General features: G+C 70.0%; 18 protein-coding genes. 7 read left to right on the top strand and 11 right to left on the bottom strand.

Going from position 1 to position 23,169, the window contains the following annotated elements; translation table 11 throughout:
* Positions 1-72: 72 nt before the first annotated feature.
* Both treS and ACFYY7_RS08340 read right to left on the bottom strand, forming a co-directional pair.
* A complete protein-coding gene (gene treS, locus ACFYY7_RS08345; RefSeq protein WP_388658660.1) occupies positions 73-1,779 on the bottom strand; it encodes a maltose alpha-D-glucosyltransferase in 1,707 nt (568 codons plus the stop codon).
* On the bottom strand, positions 1,776-3,824 hold the full coding sequence (locus ACFYY7_RS08340) for an alpha-1,4-glucan--maltose-1-phosphate maltosyltransferase (RefSeq protein ID WP_388658657.1): 2,049 nt from the start codon (positions 3,822-3,824) through the stop codon (positions 1,776-1,778). The genes treS and ACFYY7_RS08340 overlap by 4 nt, the downstream gene beginning before the upstream one ends.
* A gap of 587 nt (positions 3,825-4,411) precedes the next feature.
* Here ACFYY7_RS08340 and glgP point away from each other — a divergent pair.
* A complete protein-coding gene (gene glgP, locus ACFYY7_RS08335; protein ID WP_388658655.1) occupies positions 4,412-7,018 on the top strand; it encodes an alpha-glucan family phosphorylase in 2,607 nt (868 codons plus the stop codon).
* An 82-nt stretch (positions 7,019-7,100) separates the two neighbouring features.
* Here glgP and ACFYY7_RS08330 read toward each other — a convergent pair whose 3' ends face one another.
* The 5 genes from ACFYY7_RS08330 to ACFYY7_RS08310 all read right to left on the bottom strand — a co-directional run bounded on the left by ACFYY7_RS08330 (position 7,101) and on the right by ACFYY7_RS08310 (position 13,403).
* A complete protein-coding gene (locus ACFYY7_RS08330; protein WP_388658652.1) occupies positions 7,101-9,134 on the bottom strand; it encodes a M4 family metallopeptidase in 2,034 nt (677 codons plus the stop codon).
* Positions 9,135-9,297: 163 nt separating this feature from the next.
* Entirely contained in the window at positions 9,298-9,471 is a 174-nt protein-coding gene (locus ACFYY7_RS08325; protein ID WP_388658649.1) for a hypothetical protein, read from the bottom strand.
* A gap of 4 nt (positions 9,472-9,475) precedes the next feature.
* Positions 9,476-11,248: an ABC transporter ATP-binding protein gene (locus ACFYY7_RS08320; protein WP_388658646.1), complete on the bottom strand. Its 1,773-nt coding sequence runs from the start codon at positions 11,246-11,248 to the stop codon at positions 9,476-9,478.
* A complete protein-coding gene (locus ACFYY7_RS08315; RefSeq protein WP_388658643.1) occupies positions 11,245-12,894 on the bottom strand; it encodes an ABC transporter transmembrane domain-containing protein in 1,650 nt (549 codons plus the stop codon). Before ACFYY7_RS08315 ends, ACFYY7_RS08320 begins: the two co-directional genes overlap by 4 nt.
* A 53-nt stretch (positions 12,895-12,947) precedes the next feature.
* Positions 12,948-13,403, bottom strand: a complete 456-nt coding sequence (locus tag ACFYY7_RS08310) for a hypothetical protein (RefSeq protein ID WP_388658641.1) — start codon at positions 13,401-13,403, stop codon at positions 12,948-12,950.
* 363 nt (positions 13,404-13,766) lie between these two features.
* Here ACFYY7_RS08310 and ACFYY7_RS08305 point away from each other — a divergent pair, with 363 nt between their 5' ends.
* The 3 genes from ACFYY7_RS08305 to ACFYY7_RS08295 all read left to right on the top strand — a co-directional run bounded on the left by ACFYY7_RS08305 (position 13,767) and on the right by ACFYY7_RS08295 (position 15,204).
* A complete protein-coding gene (locus tag ACFYY7_RS08305; RefSeq protein ID WP_388658638.1) occupies positions 13,767-14,591 on the top strand; it encodes a Scr1 family TA system antitoxin-like transcriptional regulator in 825 nt (274 codons plus the stop codon).
* Between the two features lie 12 nt (positions 14,592-14,603).
* Positions 14,604-14,810 carry a DUF397 domain-containing protein gene (locus ACFYY7_RS08300; protein ID WP_388658635.1) on the top strand — a complete coding sequence of 69 codons (207 nt, stop codon included), beginning with the start codon at positions 14,604-14,606 and terminating at the stop codon, positions 14,808-14,810.
* 184 nt (positions 14,811-14,994) lie between these two features.
* Complete coding sequence (locus ACFYY7_RS08295; protein WP_388658632.1) at positions 14,995-15,204, top strand: DUF397 domain-containing protein; 210 nt, start codon at positions 14,995-14,997, stop codon at positions 15,202-15,204.
* 62 nt (positions 15,205-15,266) lie between these two features.
* Here the strand turns inward: ACFYY7_RS08295 and ACFYY7_RS08290 are convergent, their stop codons facing one another.
* Complete coding sequence (locus tag ACFYY7_RS08290; RefSeq protein ID WP_388658630.1) at positions 15,267-15,875, bottom strand: hypothetical protein; 609 nt, start codon at positions 15,873-15,875, stop codon at positions 15,267-15,269.
* A gap of 111 nt (positions 15,876-15,986) precedes the next feature.
* Positions 15,987-16,646, bottom strand: a complete 660-nt coding sequence (locus ACFYY7_RS08285; RefSeq protein WP_388658627.1) for a MarR family transcriptional regulator — start codon at positions 16,644-16,646, stop codon at positions 15,987-15,989.
* Positions 16,647-16,845: 199 nt separating this feature from the next.
* Between ACFYY7_RS08285 and ACFYY7_RS08280 the strand changes: the two genes are divergently transcribed.
* Complete coding sequence (locus ACFYY7_RS08280) at positions 16,846-18,051, top strand: cytochrome P450 (protein WP_388658623.1); 1,206 nt, start codon at positions 16,846-16,848, stop codon at positions 18,049-18,051.
* 3 nt (positions 18,052-18,054) lie between these two features.
* Positions 18,055-18,267 carry a ferredoxin gene (locus ACFYY7_RS08275; RefSeq protein ID WP_388658620.1) on the top strand — a complete coding sequence of 71 codons (213 nt, stop codon included), beginning with the start codon at positions 18,055-18,057 and terminating at the stop codon, positions 18,265-18,267.
* 56 nt (positions 18,268-18,323) lie between these two features.
* Here the strand turns inward: ACFYY7_RS08275 and ACFYY7_RS08270 are convergent, their stop codons facing one another.
* Together ACFYY7_RS08270 and ACFYY7_RS08265 are read right to left on the bottom strand one after the other, a co-directional pair.
* Positions 18,324-20,204 (bottom strand): ABC transporter ATP-binding protein, encoded by a 1,881-nt coding sequence (locus ACFYY7_RS08270; protein WP_388658618.1) that lies wholly within the window; start codon positions 20,202-20,204, stop codon positions 18,324-18,326.
* Positions 20,201-22,093: an ABC transporter ATP-binding protein gene (locus ACFYY7_RS08265; protein ID WP_388658615.1), complete on the bottom strand. Its 1,893-nt coding sequence runs from the start codon at positions 22,091-22,093 to the stop codon at positions 20,201-20,203. Before ACFYY7_RS08265 ends, ACFYY7_RS08270 begins: the two co-directional genes overlap by 4 nt.
* Positions 22,094-22,265: 172 nt before the next feature.
* Here ACFYY7_RS08265 and ACFYY7_RS08260 point away from each other — a divergent pair, with 172 nt between their 5' ends.
* On the top strand, positions 22,266-23,168 hold the full coding sequence (locus tag ACFYY7_RS08260; RefSeq protein WP_388658612.1) for an ABC transporter ATP-binding protein: 903 nt from the start codon (positions 22,266-22,268) through the stop codon (positions 23,166-23,168).
* Position 23,169 lies beyond the last annotated feature (1 nt).

Raw genomic sequence — 23,169 nt, 5'->3', positions numbered from 1 at the left:
GGTGTGGGGGAGGGTGCCCCGCGCGGGGCGGCGGAAACCGCCCCGCTGTTGGTGGTGGGAGGTGCTTTCGGGTCAGCTCGGCGGCGCGTCCTTGCGCAGCCGGAACCAGTAGAAACCGTGCCCGGCCAGAGTCAGCAGGTAGGGCCACTTGCCGACGGCGGGGAAGCGCACCCCGCCGATCAGCTCCACCGGATGACGCCCCTCGAACGACCGCAGATCGAGCTCCGTCGGCTGCGCGAACCGCGAGAAGTTGTGCACGCACAGCACGAGATCGTCCCCGTGCTCACGGGTGAAGGCGAGCACGGCCGGGTTGGACGACGGCAGTTCGTTGTACGAGCCGAGACCGAAGGCGGGATTCTGCTTGCGGATCTCGATCATCCGCCGCGTCCAGTGCAGCAGCGACGACGGGGAGGCCATCGCCGCCTCGACGTTGGTGACCTGGTAGCCGTAGACCGGATCCATGATCGTGGGGAGGTAGAGCCGCCCGGGGTCGCTGGAGGAGAACCCGGCGTTGCGGTCGGGCGTCCACTGCATCGGGGTGCGCACGGCGTCCCGGTCGCCGAGCCAGATGTTGTCGCCCATCCCGATCTCGTCCCCGTAGTAGAGGATCGGGGAGCCGGGCAGTGACAGCAGCAGCGCGGTGAACAGCTCGATCTGGTTGCGGTCGTTGTCCAGCAGCGGTGCCAGCCGCCGCCGGATGCCGATGTTGGCCCGCATCCGCGGGTCCTTGGCGTACTCCGCGTACATGTAGTCGCGTTCTTCGTCCGTGACCATTTCGAGGGTGAGCTCGTCGTGGTTGCGCAGGAAGATGCCCCACTGGCAGTTCTTCGGGATCGCCGGTGTCTTCGCCAGGATCTCGGAGACCGGGTAGCGGCTTTCGCGCCGTACCGCCATGAAGATCCGGGGCATCACGGGGAAGTGGAACGCCATGTGGCACTCGTCGCCGCCGGCCTGGTACTCGCCGAAGTAGTCGACGACGTCCTCCGGCCACTGGTTGGCCTCGGCGAGCAGCACGGTGTCCGGGTAGTGCGCGTCGATCTCCTTGCGGACCCGCTTGAGGAAGTCGTGGGTCTCCGGGAGGTTCTCGCAGTTGGTGCCCTCCCGCTGGTAGAGGTACGGCACGGCGTCCACCCGGAAGCCGTCGATGCCGAGGTCCAGCCAGAAGCGGAGCGCGGAGATGATCTCCTCCTGCACCGCCGGGTTCTCGTAGTTGAGATCGGGCTGGTGGGAGAAGAACCGGTGCCAGTAGTACTGCTTGCGCACCGGGTCGAAGGTCCAGTTGGACGTCTCGGTGTCGACGAAGATGATCCGGGCTTCCGGGAACTGCTTGTCGTCGTCGGCCCAGACGTAGTAGTCGCCGTACGGTCCGTCGGGGTCGGTGCGGGACTGCTGGAACCAGTCGTGCTGATCGCTCGTGTGGTTCATGACGAAGTCGATGATCACGCGCATACCGCGCTGGTGCGCGGCGTCGACGAACTCCACGAAGTCGGCCAGGTCGCCGAACTCCGGGAGCACGGCGGTGTAGTCGGAGACGTCGTAGCCGCCGTCGCGCAGCGGCGACTTGAAGAAGGGCGGCAGCCAGAGGCAGTCGACGCCCAGCCACTGGAGATAGTCCAGTTTGGCGGTGATGCCCTTGAGGTCGCCGATGCCGTCGCCGTTGGAGTCCTGGAAGGACCTGACGAGGACTTCGTAGAAGACGGCGCGCTTGAACCAGTCGGGATCGCGGTCCTTGGCCGGGGTGTCCTCGAACGTGTCGTGGACAGGCTCATTGACGATCATGGTGTGGGTGACCCTCCGGTCGGCGGGGACGGTCGCAGGACGACGACGTGCGCGGGCGAGGCGCCCGGCTCTAGGCGCACGTAGAAGGTCCTGCCCCAGTGATAGGTGTCGCCGGTGAGCTCGTCGCGCACCGGCACGCGATCGTGCCGGTCGAGGCCGAGTCGCGGCATGTCCAACGAGACCGTGGCCTCGTGGGTGTGGTGCGGGTCGAGGTTGACGACCACCAGAACGATGTTCGAACCCGAACGCTTGCTGTACGCGATCAACGCGTCGTTGTCGGTGGAGTGGAAGTGCACGTCGCGCAGTTGCTGCAGAGCCGGGTTGCGGCGTCTGACGCGGTTGAGCGTGGTGATGAGCGGGGCCAGCGAACGGCCCTCGCGCTCCGCCGCCTCCCAGTCCCTGGGGCGGATCTCGTACTTCTCCGAGTCGAGGTACTCCTCACTGCCGGGCCCGGCCGGGGTGTTCTCGCACAGCTCGTAGCCCGCGTACACACCCCAGGAGGGGGAGAGCGTCGCGGCGAGTACGGCCCGCGCCTCGAAGGCCGGGCGGCCTCCGTCCTGGAGATAGCCGGACAGGATGTCCGGGGTGTTCACGAAGAAGTTGGGCCGCATGTAGGAAGCGGTCTCGCCCGACAACTCCATGACGTATTCGGTGATTTCCTGCCGGGTGTTGCGCCAGGTGAAATACGTGTAGGACTGCTGGAATCCGATGGTCGCGAGCGTCTTCATCATCGCGGGCCGGGTGAATGCCTCGGCCAGGAAGATCACATCGGGATCGGTCCGGTTGATGTCCGCGATCACCTTCTCCCAGAAGATCACCGGCTTGGTGTGCGGATTGTCGACGCGGAAGATCCGTACGCCGTGATCCATCCAGAACCGCAGAATGCGCACGGTCTCCGCGACCAGTCCGCCCAGATCCTTGTCGAAGGCGATCGGATAGATGTCCTGGTATTTCTTCGGCGGATTCTCGGCATGGGCGATCGTGCCGTCCGCGCGATGGTGGAACCACTCCGGATGCTTCTCCACCCAGGGGTGGTCGGGAGAACACTGGAGCGCGAAATCGAGGGCGATCTCCATGCGGAGATCACGGGCGGTCGCCACGAAATGATCGAAGTCGTCGAGCGTGCCGAGATCGGGATGGACGGCGTCGTGACCGCCCTCGGCCGAGCCGATCGCCCACGGCACCCCCACGTCGTGCGGGGCGGCGGAGAGCGCGTTGTTGGGGCCCTTGCGGTGGGTGGTCCCGATCGGGTGGACGGGCGGCAGGTAGACCACGTCGAAGCCCATCGCGGCGACCGCGGGCAGCCGTTCGGCGGCGGTGCGGAAGGTGCCGCCGACGATCCTCGTCGGGACCTCGGCCGCCTTCGCCCCTTTCGCCGCCCTGCTCCTCCGCTTCGTGGGCGGGCCGGTCTGCTCGACCCTGGCGCCCTCGGAACGCGGGAACAGCTCGTACCAGGAGCCGAACAGGGCCCGCCGGCGCTCCACCACCAGCGGCAGCGGCGGGGACGCGCTGACCAGTTCGCGCAGCGGATGACGGGTGAGCGCGGCCCGCGCCTCGGGGACGAGCGCCGCGGCCAGCCGGGCGGCGCCCGGACGGGATTCGTCGCGCAGCGCGTCCACGGCGGCCAGCACCGCCTCGCGCCCGTCGCGTTTCGGTACGCCCTCGGCGGCCCGCTCGTACAGGGCAGCGCCCTCCGCCAGGACGAGCGCGGTGTCGATCCCGGCCGGAATCTTGATCCCGGCCTGCTGCCGCCAGGTGGCGACCGGATCGCTCCAGGCCTCGACCGTATACGTCCAGCGGCCCTCCGAATCCGGGGTGACATCGGCGCCCCAGCGGTCGGTGCCGGGGGCCAGCTCGCGCATCGGCGTCCAGGGACCGGGGCGCCCGCCCGGGTCCACCAGGACCACATTGGCGGCGACGGCGTCATGGCCCTCGCGGAAGACTGTCGCGGTGACCTGGAAGGTCTCACCGGCAACGGCCTTGGCGGGCCTTCTGCCGCAGTCGACGAGGGGAAGGACGTCGAGGACGGGAATGCGACCGATCATGGAATCACCTGGGGACTGGGAGCGGGACCGGGGTCGAGCGGGGCGCGGCACAGCGGCGGAGGGCGAAATTCGCGCACCGCGACCGATGGGTTCGGTCCTTTCTAGCTGCTCCGTTGACGGCTGACGGGGTGTGGGCATGGCCGCTCCTGTCCGCATTCACTCGAATGGCAGTCGAATGGCCGGGGCACGGGTATGTTTCGTGGATGTGAACCGGATGGAAACCGGCTCGTGGATGCCTCGCATTCGTGCTGCGTCCGGGCATCGTTCATATGGCACCCGGTGCGCATCCGGGCGACCTGCCGGAGAAGCCTTCCCACGATTCCAGGTGGGCCAATCCGGTGGTTTGTCAAATACTCGGGCGTTTCTCTGACGACCTTTTCGCACCGGGCATCGACCCGCGTTCACGGGCCCTCTGATGCCCCTTTGGACGCCACTGGGCAGCTTTCCTTCTGGTGCGGAGTGCCACAAGACCGAACGGGGGAACGGAATCGGCCATTACCTGTGTGGCCGATGTGCCGGAACGGGCGTGGGGGACGCACCGGAGTACGTCCCCTCGGATCCGTACGTCCCCTGCGAAGGTGGAACACGTGAAGGCCATTCGTCGATTCACCGTGCGTCCAGTCCTCCCCGACACCCTTCAACCGCTCAGCGACCTCGCCCGCAATCTGCGCTGGTCCTGGCACACCGAGACCCGTGAGCTGTTCCAGGCCGTCGACCCGGAGATCCGGGAGGCGGCGGAGCGCGACCCCGTGCGGCTGCTCGGCGCCGTGTCCGCGGGCCGCCTCGCCGAGCTGGCCCGGGACGAGCGCTTCCTGCACCGGCTGACCGAGGCGTCCCAGGACCTCCGGGACTACCTGGAAGGACCCAGGTGGTACCAGGAACAACTGGGGCTGGGCGCGGAACTCCCGGCCGCCGTCGCCTACTTCTCACCCGAGTTCGGGGTGACCGCGGCGCTGCCCCAGTACTCCGGCGGGCTCGGCATCCTCGCCGGCGACCACCTCAAGGCCGCCAGCGACCTCGGCGTCCCCCTCGTCGGGGTCGGCCTGCTCTACCGGCACGGCTACTTCCGCCAGAGCCTGTCGCGCGACGGCTGGCAGCAGGAGCACTATCCGGTACTCGATCCCAACGAGCTCCCGGTCACCCTGCTGCGCGAGGCCGACGGCACCCCGAGCCGGGTGGTGCTGGCCCTGCCCGGCGGCCGTTCGCTGCACGCCCACATCTGGCAGGCCCGGGTCGGTCGCGTACCGCTGCTGATGCTCGACTCCGACGTGGAGGAGAACGCGCCGGGCGAACGCGAGGTGACCGACCGGCTGTACGGCGGCGGCAGCGAGCACCGGCTGCTCCAGGAGATGCTCCTCGGCATCGGCGGCGTACGGGCCGTGCGCACCTACTGCCGCCTCACCGGACACCCGGAACCCGAGGTGTTCCACACCAACGAGGGGCACGCCGGCTTCCTCGGCCTCGAACGCATCAGGGAACTCTCCGGCACAGGCCTGGACTTCGACTCCGCGATGGAGGCCGTCCGGGCCGGCACCGTCTTCACCACCCACACACCCGTGCCCGCCGGGATCGACCGGTTCGACCGCGAACTCGTCGCCCGGCACTTCGGCGACGACGGCGAACTCCCGGGCGTGTCCGCCGAACGCATCCTGCAACTGGGCACGGAGACCTACCCCGGTGGTGAGCCGGGCCTGTTCAACATGGCGGTGATGGGACTCCGGCTCGCCCAGCGGGCCAACGGCGTCTCCACCCTCCACGGCTCGGTCAGCCGGCAGATGTTCGCCGGGCTGTGGCCGGGCTTCGACCCGGCCGAGGTGCCGATCACCTCGGTGACCAACGGGGTCCACGCACCCACCTGGGTCGCGCCCGAGGTCTTCCGGCTGCGCAACCGCTACGGCGGCACACCGGGCCGCTGGGACTCCGCCACCGAGGTCCCCGACCGCGAACTGTGGGAGCTGCGGCGGTTCCTGCGCGGACAGCTGGTCACCGAGGTCCGCGAACGGCTGCACGCCTCCTGGCGTGCCAGGGGTGCGGAGCCGGCCGAGCTCGGCTGGATCGACTCCGTGCTGGACCCGGACGTGCTGACCATCGGCTTCGCCCGGCGCGTCCCCTCGTACAAGCGGCTCACGCTGATGCTGCGCGACCGCGACCGGCTGCGGGAGCTGCTGCTCCACCCGGACCGCCCGATCCAGATCGTCGTCGCCGGCAAGGCCCACCCCGCCGACGACGGCGGGAAGCGGCTGGTGCAGGAGCTGGTGCGGTTCTCCGACGACCCCCGGGTGCGCCACCGCATCGTGTTCCTGCCGGACTACGGGATGGCCATGGCGCAGAAGCTCTACCCGGGCTGCGACGTATGGCTGAACAACCCGCTGCGCCCGCTGGAGGCCTGCGGTACGAGCGGGATGAAGGCGGCGCTCAACGGCTGCCTCAACCTCTCGGTGCTCGACGGCTGGTGGGACGAGTGGTTCGAGCCGGACTTCGGCTGGGCGATCCCGACCGCCGACGGTCTGGCCCTGGACGAGGACCGCCGGGACGATCTGGAGGCGGCCGCCCTCTACGAGCTGATCGAGGACCGGGTCGCGCCGCGCTTCTACGACCGGGGCGGCGATCAGGCCCTTCCGGGGCGCTGGATCGAGATGGTCCGCCGCACGCTGGGCACCCTCGGTCCCAAGGTGCTGGCCGACCGGATGGTCTGCGAGTACGTGGAGCGGCTGTACGCGCCCGCCGCGCACGCCCGGCGTGCGCTGGACCCGCCGACGGCGCGCGGGCTCGCCGACTGGAAGGCCCGGGTCCGTGCCGCCTGGCCCCGGGTGGCCGTCGACCACGTGGAGGCCGTGGCGCCCACCTCGGCGGACGGCTCGGCCGAGCTGGGCTCGACGCTGCTGCTCCGGGTCAGGGTCGCCCTCGGGGTGCTGGAGCCGGACGACGTGGAGGTGCAGGCGGTGGCCGGCCGGGTGGACGCCGCCGACGGGATCTCGGACGGCCGTCTCTTCCCGCTGAAACCGGCCGGGGGCCAGGACCTGGACGGCCGCTGGCTCTACGAGGGGCCGCTCGCCCTCGACCGCACGGGGCCGTACGGCTACACGGTGCGGGTGCTGCCGGCCCATCCGCTGCTGGAGACCGGGGCGGAACTGGGCCTGGTGGCGCTGCCCGCGGAGGCGGCGGTGGACGGTGCGGGCGTGCTGATGCGCTGAGGGCCTGCCGGACATGGAACCGCCCGGCAGGGGCGTGAGCTCCTGCCGGGCGGTGGTCACCGGGTCATGACCGGTGAGTGGTTCAGAAGGTGAGCTTGAAGCTGTTGATCTTGCCCTTGTCACCCGAGTAGACGTCCTGGACCTTGAGCTTCCAGGTGCCGTTGGCGACCTCGGACGACGCGTTGACCGTGTAGGTGCCGCGGACGTCGTCCGCCGGGTCGCCGGCCGAGGAGTTCTTCAGCCGGTAGGCCGTGCCGTCCGGGGCGACGAGGTCGACGACCAGGTCACCGCGGTAGGTGTGGGTGATGTCCACGTCGACCTTGAGGGCGCTGGGCGCGTTGCCGGTGATGCCGGTGACGTTGACCGAGCTGGTGACGGCCGCACCGCGGTCCGGGATGTTGACCGTGGTCTTGTTCTCGAAGACCTTGCCGCCCGGGTCCGGGTTGCCGCCGTCACGGGTGCCGACGTTGATGGCCGCCCAGGCGTCGCCGACCGCCTTGTACTCGGCGCTGGTCGTGCCGTACAGCTCACCGGCCACGGCGAGGGTGCCGGTGCGGGCCGCCGCGTAGTTGGTGGTGGAGGTGAACTTGGTGGTGAGCGCCTTGAACCAGATCTGCTCGGCCTTGGCGCGGCCGATGCCGGTCACCGGCAGGCCGTCGGAGGTCGGGGAGTCGTAGGAGACCCCGTTGATGACCTTGGCGCCGCTGCCCTCGGAGAGCAGGTAGAAGAAGTGGTTCGCCGGGCCCGAGGAGTAGTGGACGTCGATGTTGCCGATGCCCGAGTACCACGCGTCCTTGGACGCGCCGTCCTTGCTCGGCTTGTCCATGTAGCGCAGCGGGGTGCCGTCGCCGTTGATGTCGATCTTCTCGCCGACGAGGTAGTCGCCCGGGTCCTCGGTGGTGTTGGAGTAGAACTCCACGCCCGCGGCGAAGATGTCGGAGGTGGCCTCGTTCAGGCCGCCGGACTCGCCGCTGTAGACCAGGTTGGCGGTGGCGGCGGTGACACCGTGCGACATCTCGTGCGCGGCCACGTCGAGCGAGGTCAGCGGCTTGACGTTGCCCTCGCCGTCGCCGTACGTCATGCAGAAGCAGCTGTCCTGCCAGAAGGCGTTGACGTAGGCGTTGCCGTAGTGGACGCGGGAGTACGCGCCGACACCGTCACCGCGGATACCGGTGCGGCCGTGCACGTTCTTGTAGTAGTCCCAGGTCTCGGCCGCGCCGTAGTGGGCGTCCGCGGCGGCCGTCTCGGCGTTCGACGGGTTGCCGTTGCCCCACACGTCCGTGGAGTTGGTGAACAGCGTCCCGGTGCCGGACGACCCGTGGTTCAGGTTGTAGGTCTTGTGGTTGCCGCGGCCCGTGTCGGTCAGCGTGTACGACGGGGCGGTGCCGAGGGTGACCTGGCCGTTGTACTGGGTGTTGCCGGTGCCGTTCTCGACACCCTGCCACTCGTACAGCTTCGCCCCGGTGGCCGCGTCCGTGATGACGTGCAGCTCGTTGGGGGTGCCGTCGTGCTGGAGGCCGCCGACGACGGTCTCGTACGCGAGCTGCGGCTTGCCCTGCGCCATCCAGACCACCTTGCGGGGCGCCCGGTCGGCCTCGGTCTTCTTGGAGCCTTCGGCCTTGGCGAGGCCGAGCGCCTGCTTCTCCGCCTTGGCGGGCGCGACGTCCGCCTTCAGGTCCACGGCCTTGAGCTGACCGCTGGTCACCTTGGAGGCCTTGGTGACGCCCTGGGTCGCCCCGGCCTTGGACTCCTTGACGACCAGGTCGCCGCCGAGCACGGGGAGCCCGGCGAAGGTGCGCTCGTAACGCGTGTGCGTGGTGCCGTCGTTGTCCTGGATGACATCCCGGACGACGAGCTTCTCCTGGGATCCGAGACCGAGGTCCTTGGCCGTGTCCGCCTTGCTCGCGTCTGCCTTGCGGATCAGCTCGGCGCGCTGGGACGGGGAGAGCTGCTTGGCCAGGGAACCCTGGTTGGCGCCGGCGGACGCCGGTACCGCCGAGGTCGTGCTGCCGGGGGTGGCAGTTGCCGTACCGGTCTGTACTCCGACTGCGATGAGGGCTGCTGCGGCTATCAGAGCGCCGGTCGCGGTGGCACGACGGCTGGGCGTGGATCTCACGCGGACTCCTTCTGCGAGGGGGGTACCGGCGGCACGGTGAGCCGTCCGGGGTGAGCGAGAAGTGCGCAGAACGGGGTGAAGAGTGTCAGCCGAAGGCCATTCCTGTCAGGACCGCGTCAACAAGTTGGCCGGAAGTCGTTCGTTGCCGGAAAGGTCATGTTCGTTAAGCGGACGTTTCGCCGATCACCACCGCGATGCCGTCCAGCGTCCTCCGTAGCCCGAATTCGAAGAGAACGCCGAGGTCGAGCTCGAACTCCTCGTGTTCGAACAACGAGTTGAGGAACGGGTGGTCGCCGCTGGCCGAGATGGCGTAGAAATGTGGCTCATTCTTTTCCATCCACTCAGGAGGACGGCGGCCGTTCGCCGTGCCAGGAGTGCCAGAGCGCGGCGTACGCGCCGTCGGCCGCCACGAGCTCGTCGTGGGTGCCCAGTTCGGTGATCCGGCCGTCCTCCATCACCGCCACCCGGTCGGCGTCGTGAGCCGTCTGCAGGCGGTGTGCGACGGCGACGACCGTCCGGCCGTCCAGCACGGCAGCCAGCGCCCGCTCCGTGTGCCGGGCCGTCCTCGGGTCCAGGAGCGCGGTGGCCTCGTCGAGGATCAGCGTGTGCGGATCGGCCAGCACCACGCGCGCCAGGGCGAGCTGCTGAGCCCGTGCGCCGTCCGGCCGGTGCGCCCCGTGGCCCAGATCGGTGTCCAGGCCGTCGGGCAGCTCGTCGGCCCAGTCGGCGCCGACTGCGGCGAGCGCCGCGCGCAGTTCGTCGTCGGTGGCGTCGGCCGAGGCGATCCTCAGGTTGTCCCGGACCGTGCCGAGGAAGACGTGGTGCTCCTGGGTGACCAGCACGACGTGCCTGCGCAGCCGCTCGGGGTCCAGGCCGGCGACCGGGACCCGCCCGACCGTCACCGAGCCGGTGCGCGGTGCCTCCATGCCCGCAAGCAGCCTGCCCAGGGTGGTCTTGCCCGCGCCGGAGGGACCGACGACCGCGAGCCGCTCGCCGGGGCGGACCGTCAGGCCGACACCGTGCAGGACGTCGTCCCCGCCGTCGTAGGAGTAACGCACGTCCGTCACCTCGATCCGGTCGTCGGCCGGTGCGGGGGAGGCGGCCGGCGGTACGTGCGCCGCCAGGGCGAGGCCCTCGACCCTGGCGAAGGAGGCGCTGCTGCTCTGGAGCTGCTCCAGCCGCTGGAGAATAGTGTCCAGGGGCTGGGAGAGCTGCCGCAGATACAGGGCCGAGGCGATCACCGCGCCGAGGCTCACCGCGCCGTGGTCGTGCAGTACGCCGCCGACCAGCAGGACACCGGCCACCGGAACGACGTACGAGACGTCCACGGCCGGGAAGAGCACACTGCGCAGGAACAGCGTCCTGGTCCGGGTCTTCCAGCACTCCTCGACGGCCTCCTCGCAGGCGGTGATACGGCGCTGCTGAAGCCCGAGAGCCTCGATGGTGCGGGCCCCGGCGGCGGTGGCCGCGAGCTGCTCCGCGAGCGCCGAGTTGGCGCTTCCCTCGGCCAGGTACGCGGTGAGCGCCCGGCGCAGATACCAGCGGGCGGCGAACCAGATCCCGAGCAGGCCCAGCACCCCGCACACGCCGAGCAGCGGGTCCAGTACGAAGACCGCACCGAGGATGAACAGCGCCTGGACCGCGGCGATGAGGACCTCGGGCCCGGCGTCCCGGAGGGTGGCGCCGACCATGGCGACATCGGTGGTGCCGCGGGTCAGCAGATCGCCCGTCCCGGCCCGTTCGACCACCCGGGCAGGCAGCGCGAGCGTCCGGTCGGCGAACTTCTCGCGGATGCGCGCCAGTGTCCGCTCGCCGAAGCGGTGTCCTACGTAGCCGGCCCAGCGGACCAGGAGGAGCTGCGCCACGGCGAAGACGAGGATGGTGAGTGCCAGACGGTCCACCGCGGCCACCCCGGCGCCCGCCCCGACCTCGTCGACGATGCGGCCGAGCAGCCACGGGCCGACGAGTCCGGCACCGGCGGCCAGTGCGTTGAGGCCGATCATGGCGGCGAAGACACGGCCGTCCAGCCGGATCAGCCGGAGCGCCGCGCGGCGTGTCCGGGAGGGTTCGGCGATGGGCAGGGCCGGGGACATCGGTTCGGATCCGGTGGTCATCGCACGGCCTCCCTGGTCGGCGGGACGGTTCCTCGGTCCCCTTCGTCGGCGGGGGCGTCGTCCGTTCCGCGGGACACCAGGAGGCGGTAGCCGGGCTCCAGGTCCAGGAGTTCCCGGTGGCTGCCGACGGCCGCGACGCGACCGTCGACCAGGTAGTACACGGTGTCCGCCCGGTCCAGTACGAGCGGTGAGGTGCTGGTGACGACAGTGGTGCGGCCGGCGCGTGCGGCGCGCAGCCGGGTCGCCATGGCCGCCTCGGTGTGCGCGTCGACCGCCGAGGTGGGCTCCACCGCCAGCAGCACCTCGGGATCGGCCAGCAGGGCCCGGACCAGCCGGACGCGCTGGCGCTGGCCTCCGGAGAGGTTGCGGCCCTGCGCGTCGACCGGCGAGTCGAGTCCGTCCGGCAGCCCGCGCACGATGTCCTGCGCCACGGCCGCGTACAGGGCCCGGCCGATGGACTCCTCGTCCCGGTCCCGGGCACCGCCGATCACCTCGCGCAGCGGGCCGGCGAACAGATCGGCCTCGTTGTCCGCGACCAGGATCCGTCGGCGTACCTGCGTCAGGTCGATCTCGTCGAGTCGTATCGCGCCCCAGGTCGCGGCCGAACCGGTGAACCGGCCGAGCCGCTCGACCACCGCCGCGGACTCCGACGGCCGGGCACCGGCCAGCACGGTCAGCCTCCCGGGTGCCACCTCCACGCCGGACGCCGGATCATGGAGCGTGGCCGGCGAGCCGGGCCCGTCCGCCGCCGCTTCGTCTGCCGTCCCGCTGCCCGTGGAATCGGGCTCCAGGTCCAGGAAACGGATGACCCGGCGGGCGGCGACCAGTCCGCGGCTGAGGTCGTAGCCGCCCTCGACGAAGAACTCGACCGGCACCGCGAGCACCGCGGCGTACCCGTAGACCGCGACCAACTCGCCGACAGTGATGGTCCCTTCGGCGGCCATCCGGGCCGCGAGCCAGGTCACGGTCGCGAGGAACAGGGTGGGCAGACCGACGCCGAGGGCCTGGATCCAGCTGGTCACCGCGCCGACGCGGTACCCCTCCGCCCGAAGCTCCCGCGAGCCGCGCCGGTAGCGCTCGGCGTACACCTCCTTGCCGCCGATGCCGTTGAGGACGCGCAGGCCCCCGACCATGTCCGCGAAACGGCCGGCGAGCCCGCCCTGCCGTTCCCGGTACGTCGCCTCGACACCCTGCAACCGCCCCAGCAGCGGGCCGACCAGCACCGCGAGCAGCGGCACCCCGAGCAGCACCACCGCGGCGAGCAGCGGTGACACGGCAAGCAGCAGCGCGGCCACGACGAGGAAGGCGAGGACCGCGCCGACACCGGGGCCGGTGATGGTCAGGGTGCTGGCGATCACCCCGACATCGCCGAACCCGATCGTGACGACCTCCCCGGCCGTGGCCCGGCGCGGCAGCGCCCCGCCCAGCCGGGTCGCCTGCGAGACCACGGCCCGCACGGAACGGAAGGCGGCGTCCAGCCGCACCCTGGTCATCGTGCGGTGCCGCATGATGGCCAGCCAGGCGTTCAGCACTCCCACGCCCAGCAGGGCCGCGACCCAGCCTGCCAAGGCGGGCCAACGCCCCGGTTGCAGCCCGTCGTCGATGGCGCGGGACAGCAGGTACGGCGGCAGCGTCAGACACACCATCCAGGCGCTGCCGAGCAGCGCGCCGGCGGCGATCCGGCGGCGCTGGCAGACGATCAGCCACCACAGGTAGCGCAGGGCGCTGCGGCGGTCGGGGGGTCGTACGGGGTGCGGCGGGCGATTTCTGATCGTGATCCCTCCCCGGGGCGGCAGCAGAGCGTGGTTGCGTGTGCCTGTTCCACGGATCGTACGGACACCGTGTATGTGCAGTCCTCGTCCGGGACGACGACGAGCAGCGGGGCTCCGCCCTTGATGTGTGCGTGGGCGGCGCGTTGGCTCTCGCGGTCCTCGTACCAGGCGCGGAGTTCGGCGAGGTGGTCGACGAGATCGAGCCGGCCCACGATCCACAGGGCCTGTCCGCCGAGCCAGCGCAGTGCGAGGACGGGGGAGATCGTCCAGAAGGTGCCCAGGACGTACCGCGCCGTTTCGTCCGCCCCGCACACGAGCCCTTCGGCGACTGCCTCGCACCGGTAACTCGCCTGTTCGGGGGCGGTGTTCACCTCGCCGGTCACAGGATCCGCCCTTCGCTCCGGGCGTTGCACCGCGCGATCTCGGCCCGTAACCGCTCCATGGGGCTCGGTGCCCGCACGTTCGCGGGTTCCGCCTCCCACTCCGTACCGCCGCAGACAGGCCGCAACGACCAGTAGGGGCCGGCCGGCCCTCGAAACTCCCCGACCTGGTCACGACGGTTGGTGTCGACCAACAGGGTTCCGGTGTCGGGGACTTGCGGGGGCTTCTGCTCGCTCGGGGGGGCCGGTCTCCACGGACATGGGCCACTCCTCTCCGTAACGGTTCCGCTACCGAGGGGGATCAGCGTGACCTAGAGTGGGGAACCCTTCAAGTAATCAGAATCGAAGGAAGGGTTAGGTGGTGGCATGGTCAACCGCAAGGAGTTAGACCCTGGGAGCAGCCCCGAAGCTGCCTACGGAGCTCATATGCGCAGGTTGCGGGAGAGTCGCGGCTGGAGCCAGGAAGATCTGGCCGGAATGCTGGCGTATTCCAGTCAACACATCTCGGCTGTGGAAACTGGTCGGAAGCCGCCAACCCTTCCCTTCTCATGCAAGATCGACCTTGCTTTCGGCACTTCCGGTACTGCCGATTCGTTCGAGCGCGAGTGGCGCGGCATGCGGTTTGGCGTACTGCTGGAAGGCTTCCCGGAGTACGTCGGGTACGAGGGCCGGGCTGTGGAGATCAGGTTGTTTCAGATCGGGATCATCCCTGGGCTGTTGCAAACTCCGGAGTATGCCCGGGCGTTAGCGGACGGGGACGTGTGGCGCGGCTCCATCACGTCCGAACAGGCGGATGAGCGAGTCTCGTTCCTCGCACAGCGGCAGGTAGCACTCGCGAGGACCCGGCCGCCCATGATGCTCGTGGTGATGGACGAGAGTTGCATCCGCCGCCCGATCGGCGGCCGCGAGGTCATGGACTCCCAGATTCAAAAACTGGTCGAGTTCGCAGCGCTCCCCAACACCGTCCTCCAGGTGGCGCCCTTCGGCATAGGGGAACGCCGACCGTTCAACCTGCCCGTCAACTTGCTTACGCTTCCAGACAGGTCCATGGTCGCGTACGCGGAGTCTCACGCGCAGGGGCACGTGGATCGCGAGAGCACTTCTGTTCTGCCTCTGCTGACGGCCTACCATCAACTACAGGCTGAAGCGTTGTCCCAAGCGGCATCCGTGGCGATGATCGAGCAGGCATGAAAGGGAAGATCCGTGACGAACGAGCCCCGCTGGCGCAAGTCCTCGTACAGTTCCAACGGAGGCGATTGCATCGAGGTCGCGGTAAACCTGGCTGCCTTCCACGGCCTGGTTCCCGTCCGGGACTCGAAGAACCCGAGAGGCCCGGTGCTGAACGCCTCCGCCGCTTCGTTCGCGTCGTTCGTAGCGGGTGTCAAGGCAGGCGAGCTCGGCACCGCCTGACCGCCCGGTTTCGCGCGTACCGATCCCGGACACGAAAAGCCCCGCCACTTCCCGGGGCGGGAACGTGACGGGGCCTTCGTCGGTCGTTGCAGGCTTGTTGCCGGTTTGCCGCGTTGGTTCGGGGGCATCTGGGACGCGATACGAACTCCGTTTCCACGTTGGGGCAGTTGCGAAGGGGTTCTCCGTGACGACCGATTCCCCCTGCTGGTTCAAGTCTTCCTACAGCGGCAACGGCGGCCAGTGCATCGAGGTCGCCGCGAACCTCGTCGGCTCGCTCGGCGTGGTCCCCGTCCGCGACTCGAAGAACCCGAGCGGCCCGGTGCTGAACGCCTCCGCCGCTTCGTTCGCCTCGTTCGTGGCGGGCGTCAAGGCCGACGAGTTCGGCGCCGTCTGACCGCCCGGACGACGCGCACCGCTGCAGGGTTGCCCCATCGTGCCGAGCACGGTGGGGCTTACTCATGGCCGTTCCGCGCGACCCGCACGAGCGAAGTGGGCGACGGCGCGGCGGCGCCAGTTCGACGTCCACCAGAAGGCGCCGAGGAACAGGACAAGACCGGGGAGCAGGAGGACGGGACTGGCAACGTTGCTCTCCGGCTGGGCCCATGCCCTGATGCCGGTTCCGGTCATCAGGAAACCCGCGGCGCCGCACAGGCCGATCAGGTAGCCCTCGACCCGCATCGGTACGGGCACGTCCCTGGGCCTGATACGCGCCTTGCCGGAGTTGATCAGGCGGAGCACTTCGGCCTCGCCGAGGCCTGCCTTCGGTGAGCCCTCGGGCCCGGCGGGATGCCCGCCAGGGCTCTGCCTCGGGGCCTCGTCGTAGGGGATTCCGGCGAACCGTGTGGTGAACACGGCGTCCGGGACGACCAGGACGGCATTTTGATCCGTCGGTGCGGAGCGCAGCTGCTGGAGTGCCGCTTCGGTGTGCGGTGAGCCGAGCGCGGCTATGTAGCGGGCGAGCGCCTGTCTGGCCTCAGCCTCGGTGGGGTAGTCCTCGCCGGTGCTCAGCGGTGCGGAGAACGGGTTTTCGTCGCTGTAGTGAGCCCAGGTCCATTCGGTGTCCACACCCGTCAACCTATCCACATCTTCCGCCCGGCGCGGGGGAGCCGGTCGGGATTCTGCTGTGACAGGTCGAGGGTGCTGTGCCGGCCTCCCGGCCTGCCGTCCGGGGCCCCCTCACGTCAGGAGGCTTCGCCAGCGGTCGGCCGACTCCATGATGTCCAGGCTCACCCGCTCCAGGAACAGCCCCGCCTTGGTCATCCGCCGCCCCACGGCGCTGTCGGGCCCGGAGGCCTCCGCCACGGCCATCGCGGACTGCGCTGCTTCGAGCGTCTGCCGCGTATTGAGAACGATGGACCGGTACCAGGTCTCGTCGTCGATCGCATAGACGTCACGTCGCCGCTGCGGATCGCGCTCGCGCCGGACGTAGCCGTGCTGGACCAGGTAGTTGACGGCCACGGAGACGGCGGCGGGGCTGACCTTCAGTCTGCGGGTCAGTTCGGCCGCGGTGCGCCTGCCGTCCTCGGACAGCAGCAGGTCGACGTGCACGCGTGCCGTCATCCTCGGCAGCCCCGCCCGGACCGCCATCTCGATGGCCTCCGATCCAGCCCTGTTCTCCGACGGTCCGGCCGCGCGCGGTGGCGTCGGTATGCCGCGCCGCGCCCGGCGGCCGGTCGCCTGCTGCGCTCGCTGGGGCTGGTAGCCGCGGGAGCCGCCGTTGCGTCCGATCTCCCGGCTGATCGTCGAGGTCGGCCGGTCGAGCCGCCTCGCGATCTCGGCGTAGGAGAGTCCGTCGGCGATTCCGGCCGCGATGCGCTGGCGGTCCCGCTGGGTCAACCGTTCTCCTGGCATGCCGTCAGTATTGCTTTCGCCGTCATTCATTGCAACGCGCTATTGCATTAAGCTGCATCGTCATTGCATCAATTCAGCTGCGTTGACCTGCGGGAATGGGTTTTCATCGATTGACAGAAATTTTGAATGCAACGTAGCTTTCAAGCATCGTCAAACGCGCACTATCGCGAGCCGAGGAATGATCATGGGTGAATTCCTGCACACCGTCCCGACGATGTCGGCGGCGCGCCGGCCCGGCTGCCCCTTCGACCCGCCGGCGGAGCTGGTCGATGCCCACCGGCACGGCCCCATCAGCCGCTACACCTTCCCCGGCGGCAGGCCCGGCTGGCTGATCACCGGATACGACCTGGTCAGGGCGGTCCTGGCCGACCAGCGGTTCAGCTCACGCAAGGAGCTCATGCTCCATCCGACCATCGACTACGGAGACATGGAGGCGCCCCCGGCCCCGCCCGGCGAGTTCCTTCTCATGGACGATCCGCAGCACAGCCGCTATCGGAAGCCGCTGATGGGCAAGTTCACCGTGCGACGGATGCGACTGCTTGCCGAGCGCATCGAGCAGATCACCACCGAACACCTGGATGCCATGGAGGGGGCGGGGCCGTCGGCGGACCTGGTGACGGCGTTCGCCAAGCCCATCCCAGCCGTCGTGATCTGTGAACTGCTGGGGGTGCCCTATCAGGACCGCGGGTCGTTCCAGGAGCAGGTCTACTCGTTCATGGACGGGGAGACGAGCGACGAGGACATGATCGCGGCATATACCGGGACCCAGACCTACCTCGCGGAGCTGGTGGCCGCCAAGCGCGCGAACCCCACCGACGACGTGCTCAGCGACCTCACCGACAGCGATCTGACCGACGAGGAACTGAAGGGGATGGCCCTGCTCCTGCTGGCGGCCGGGCTCGACACCACCGCGAACATGCTGGCTCTCGGCACCTTCGCGCTGCTGCGCAACCCGGAGCAACTGGCCGCGCTGCGCGCCGATCCCGCGCTCGCCGACCGGGCCGTGGAGGAACTGTTGCGGTACCTCAGTGTCGCCAAGACGTTCATGAGGACGGCGCTGGAGGACGTCGAGGTGGGCGGCCGGACCATCGAGGCCGGCTCGCGGGTGATCCTGTCGTACAACACCGCCAACCGCGACCCCGAGCGTTTCACCGATCCCCATGTGCTCGACCTCCGCAGGCAGGAGGGCGGGCACCTGGCCTTCGGCCACGGCATCCACCAGTGCCTGGGGCAGCAGCTGGCCCGGGTCGAGATGAAGGTCGCGTTCCCCGCGCTGTTCAACCGCTTTCCCACGCTGCGTCTGGCCGTACCGCCCGAAGAGGTGGCCCTGCGTCCGGAGACCGCGGACATCTACGGGGTGAAGAGCCTCCCGGTCACCTGGGAGGCCTGAGCGATGAGGGTCACCGTGGACACCGGGCGCTGCGTCGGCTCCGGAATGTGCGTGTACACCGCCGGCGAGGTGTTCGACCAGGGCGAGGACGACGGCAAGGCGATCGTGCTGCGACCCGAGCCGCCCGCCGGGACGCGGGACTCGGTTCGCCGGGCCGTCGACCTGTGCCCTGCCGCGGCGATTGCCCTGTCGGCCTCCGGTACCCCGGATTCGTAAGCGGTCGACTCCGGACGGCCGCCACCCACCCCGGGCCGGAGGCCGCTCGCGTCAGGTCACGTCAGGCTCTCCCGCCACGCCCGGTGCAGCCCCGCGAAGCGGCCCGCGCCTGCGATGAGTTCGGCCGGGGCGCCGTCCTCCACGATGCGGCCGTGCTCCATCACCAGGACCCGGTCCGCGATCTCCACCGTGGACAGGCGGTGGGCGATCACCACCGCGGTGCGGCCGTGCAGCACCGTGTCCATGGCCCGCTGCACCGCCCGTTCGCCGGGGATGTCGAGGGAGCTGGTCGCCTCGTCGAGGATCAGCACCGCCGGGTCGGCGAGCAGGGCGCGGGCGAAGCCGACCAGCTGGCGCTGACCGGCCGAGATCCGGCCGCCCCGCTTGCGTACGTCCGTGTCGTACCCGTCGGGCAGACCGGTGATGAAATCATGCGCGCCGATCGCCTTCGCGGCCTGCTCGATCTCCGCGCGGGTCGCGTCCGGGCTGCCGATCGCGATGTTCTCGGCGACCGTCCCGGAGAACAGGAACGCCTCCTGGGTCACCATCACCACGCCGCGCCGCAGCTCCGACACGGCCAGGTCGCGCAGATCCGTGCCGTCGAGCAGCACCCGGCCGTCCGTCGGGTCGTAGAACCGGGCCAGCAGCTTGGCCAGCGTCGACTTGCCCGCGCCCGTCGACCCGACCACGGCGACGGTCTGCCCGGCCGGGACCGTCAGATCGAAGCGGGGCAGCACCTCGCCGCCCGTGCGGTAGGCGAAGCGCACCTGGTCGAAGACGACCTCGCGGCCGGGGTGTTCGCCGGTGAGGGCCGGCAGCTCGCGCGGGTCCGACGGCTCGGGGACGGACGGGGCCTGGGCCAGCAGGCCCGCGATCTTCTCCAGGGAGGCCGCGGCCGACTGGTAGGAGTTGAGGAACATGCCGAGCCGGTCGATCGGGTCGTACAGCCGGCGCAGATAGAGCACGGCCGCGGCCAGCACCCCGAGCGCCAGGGTGCCCGAGGCCACTCGGTACGCCCCCCACAGCACGATTCCGGCGATCGCCGTGTTGGCGACCAGCCGGGAGCCGACGACATAGCGGCCCATCTCCAGCATCGCGCTGCCGTTGGTCCACCGGTGCGCGTTGTTGAGGTCCTCGAAGTGGCCGTCGTTGACCGGCTCGCGGCGGAACGCCTGGACGGGACGGATGCCGTTCATCGTCTCCGCGAACTTCACGATGACCGCGGCGATCGCCGAGGACCGCTCGGCGTACAGCAGTCCGGCCCGCCGCCGGAAGCGCCGCACCAGCAGATACAGCGGGACGAAGGAGAGTACGGCCAGTGATCCCAGGCCGAAGTCCAGCCAGAGCAGCATCAGCGAGATGGAGACGAAGGACAGTACGACCGCGATCAGCTCCTGGAGGCCCTCGCTGAGCAGCTCCCGCAGCGACTCCACGTCCGTGGTGGAACGGGAGATGAGCCGGCCCGACGTGTAGCGCTCGTGGAAGTCCACGCTCAGCGCCTGCGCATGACGGAAGATCCGGCCGCGCAGATCGAGCAGCGCGTCCTGGTTGACCAGGGAGGAGACCCGCACGAACGCGTACTGCGTGGCCCCGCCCGCCGCCGAGCACAGCGCGTAGGCGACGGCCACCGCGATCAGCGGCCCGTAGTCCGCGTCCCGGAACGCGGGCACCCCGCTGTCGATGGCGTAGGCGACGAGCAGCGGACCGGCCTGGAGCGCGGCCTGCTGGACCAGCAGCAGGAGGGCGATCAGCGCCACCCGGGCCTTCATCGGCCGCAGCAGCGACCGCAGCAGTGTCCCGGTCGCGCCGGGCGGGGTTGGCAGGTCGTCGCGGTCGAAGCGGTCACGGGACCCGGCTCGGGGGCCGGGGGCATCCGTCGTGGCCGTCGCGGCCGCTGTGTTGTTGGCGGGGGCTGTGTCCGGCGTCGTGCTGGTCATCGGGTGCCCTTCTCGGCGAGGACGTCCTCGGCGGACTGGTCGGGGAAGGCGCCCTCGGCACCACCGGCGCCCTCGGTATCACCGGCGCCCTCGGCGCCCTCGGCGCCCGACATCAGCCAGGCGTACTCGGCGCTGCTGCGCAGCAGTTCCTGATGGGTGCCGACGGCGGCGATCCGGCCTTCCGAGAGCAGCGCCACCCGGTCCGCGAGCATCACCGTGGACGGCCGGTGCGCGACCACGATCGCCGTCGTCTCCGCCAGGACCTCTCGCAGCGCGGCCTCCACCAGCGCCTCCGTGTGCACGTCCAGCGCGGAGAGCGGATCGTCCAGGACCAGGAAGCGCGGCCGGCCGACCACCGCGCGGGCCAGCGCGAGCCGTTGCCGCTGGCCGCCGGAGAGGCTGAGGCCCTGCTCGCCGACCTGGGTGTCGACGCTTTCGGGCAGTTCGTGGGCGAAGCCGGCCTGGGCGATGGCCAGTGCCCTGCGCAACTCTTCGTCCCCGGCGCCCTCGGCACCCATCAGTACGTTCTCCCCGACGCTCGCCGAGAAGAGCGTCGGCTCCTCGAACGCCACCGACACCAGCTTGCGCAGCCGCTCCCGGGGCATGGTGGCGATGTCCGTGCCGTCCAGTGTGATCCGCCCCGCGGTGGCCTCGTGCAGCCGCGGCACAAGGGCGGTGAGCGTCGTCTTGCCGGAGCCCGTGGCCCCGACCAGGGCCATTGTCTCGCCGGGCCGGATCCGCAGATCGATCCGGGACAGCACGGGCACGGAGCCGGGCTCCGCGTCGGGGTAGCGGAACTCCACGCCCTCGAAGACCATTTCGCCCCGGGACGATTCGCAGGCCCGCGCCGCCCCTCCGTCCGCGTCGGCCTGCCCGGCCACGTCCGGCGCGTCCGCCTCCTCGGCCACGTCCATCGCCTCGAAGAACCGCTCGGTCGCCGTCGCCGACTCCTGGCTCATCGCCAGCAGGAAGCCGATCGACTCCACCGGCCAGCGCAGCGCGAGCGCCGTGGAGAGGAAGGCGACCAGGGTGCCCGCCGAGAGGTTCCCGTCCGCGACCTGGACCGTGCCGAGCACCAGCGCCGCACCGATGGACAGCTCCGGGAGCAGGGTGTTGGCGGACCAGATGCCCGCCAGCAGACGGGCCTTGCCCAGCTCCGTGGTGCGCAGCCGCTCCGAGAGCGAACGGAAGGCGAGGGCCTGGCTGCGGTGCCGGCCGAAGCCCTTGATGATGCGGATGCCGAGCACGCTCTCCTCGACGACCGTCGTCAGATCGCCGACCTGGTCCTGGGCCCGGCGCGCCACCAGTGAGAACTTCGTCTCGAAGAGCAGGCAGATGACCATCAGGGGCACCGCCGGAGCGAGCAGCACCAGCCCCAGCGTCCAGTGCTGCATCAGCAGAATGACGATGCCGATCAGGATCGTCGCACCGTTGACCAGCAGGAAGGTCAGCGGGAAGGCCAGGAACTGACGCAGCAGCATCAGGTCCGTGGTCGCGCGCGAGAGCAACTGCCCGGACGGCCAGCGGTCGTGGAACGCCACCGGCAGCCGTTGCAGATGCCGGTACAGATCGGCCCGCATCGCCGCCTCGACCCCTGCCAGCGGTCGCGCCACCATCCATCGCCGCACCCCGAACAGCGCGGCCTCGGCGATGCCCAGCAGCAGCAGGTACAGCGCACCGAGCCAGACCCCGCCGGGGTCGCGGTCCGCCACCGGGCCGTCGACCATCCACTTCAGGACGAGGGGGATCACCAGGCCGACGCTGGACGCGACGATCGCGACCAGGGCGGCGCCGAACAGCCGCTTGCGTACCGGCTTCACATAAGGCCACAACCGCAACAGGGACTGAACGGTGGACCGGTCCTTGGGCTCTGCATGTTCTTCGGGCATCACAGTCGAGACTACGTTTCACCCCTGACATCGCTCATGTGCTTTTCCGGCCGACATACGGCCCATGGGCTGCGGGAGCGCAGGTCGTAGTCCGTATCAACCGATCGGCTGATGCCCCTTCGAGCGCGATGGACGATGGTGCGCCGGGCCCCCGCGCCCGATGCTCGTGGGCATGGCAATCATCGAAGTGAACGGGGTGCGGAAGGCGTACGCCGGGCGCACCGTGGTCGACGGAGTGAGCTTCGCCGTCGACGAGGGGGAGATCTTCGGGATCCTCGGCCCCAACGGCGCGGGCAAGACCACCACCGTCGAGTGCGTCGAGGGGCTGCGGGTTCCCGACGCCGGCTCGGTCCGCGTCGCCGGACTCGACCCCGTCGCCGACCACGACCGGCTCACCCGGCTGCTCGGCGCCCAGCTCCAGGAGAGCGAGCTCCAGCCCAAACTCACCGTGGCAGAGGCGCTGGAGCTGTACAGCGCCTTCTACCCGGACCCCGCCGACTGGCGGGAGCTCGCCGAACGGCTGGGCCTGCACACCGTGTACGGCACCCGCTTCGCCAAGCTGTCCGGCGGTCAGAAGCAGCGGCTGTCCATCGCGCTCGCCCTGGTCGGCAACCCGCGCGTGGTGGTGCTCGACGAGCTGACCACCGGCCTGGACCCACGGGCCCGCCGGGACACCTGGAAGCTCATCGAGGACGTACGCGACAGCGGCGTCACCGTCCTGCTGGTCACCCACTTCATGGAGGAGGCCAGGCTGCTCTGCGACCGGATCGCCGTCATCGACAAGGGAAAGGTCGTCGCCCTCGACACCCCCTCCGGCCTGATCAGCGGCTCCGCCAGCTCCACGGTCATCTCCTTCACCCCGTCCAGGCCGCTCACCGACACCGAGCTGGAGCAACTGCCCGGCGCGGTCTCCGTGGAGCGCGAGGACGACCGGATCGTCATCAGCGGCACCGACGAGACGGTCAACGCCGTGATCTCCCTGCTGGCCCGGCACAGCATCACCGCACACCGGCTCCGCGTCTCGGAGGCGACGCTCGACGACGCCTTCCTCGACCTCACAGAACAGGCGGCCTGAG

This window comes from Streptomyces sp. NPDC001933 (assembly GCF_042890955.1).
Taxonomy (GTDB): Bacteria; Actinomycetota; Actinomycetes; order Streptomycetales; family Streptomycetaceae; genus Streptomyces.
This window is presented reverse-complemented; position numbering and strand designations above follow the sequence as displayed.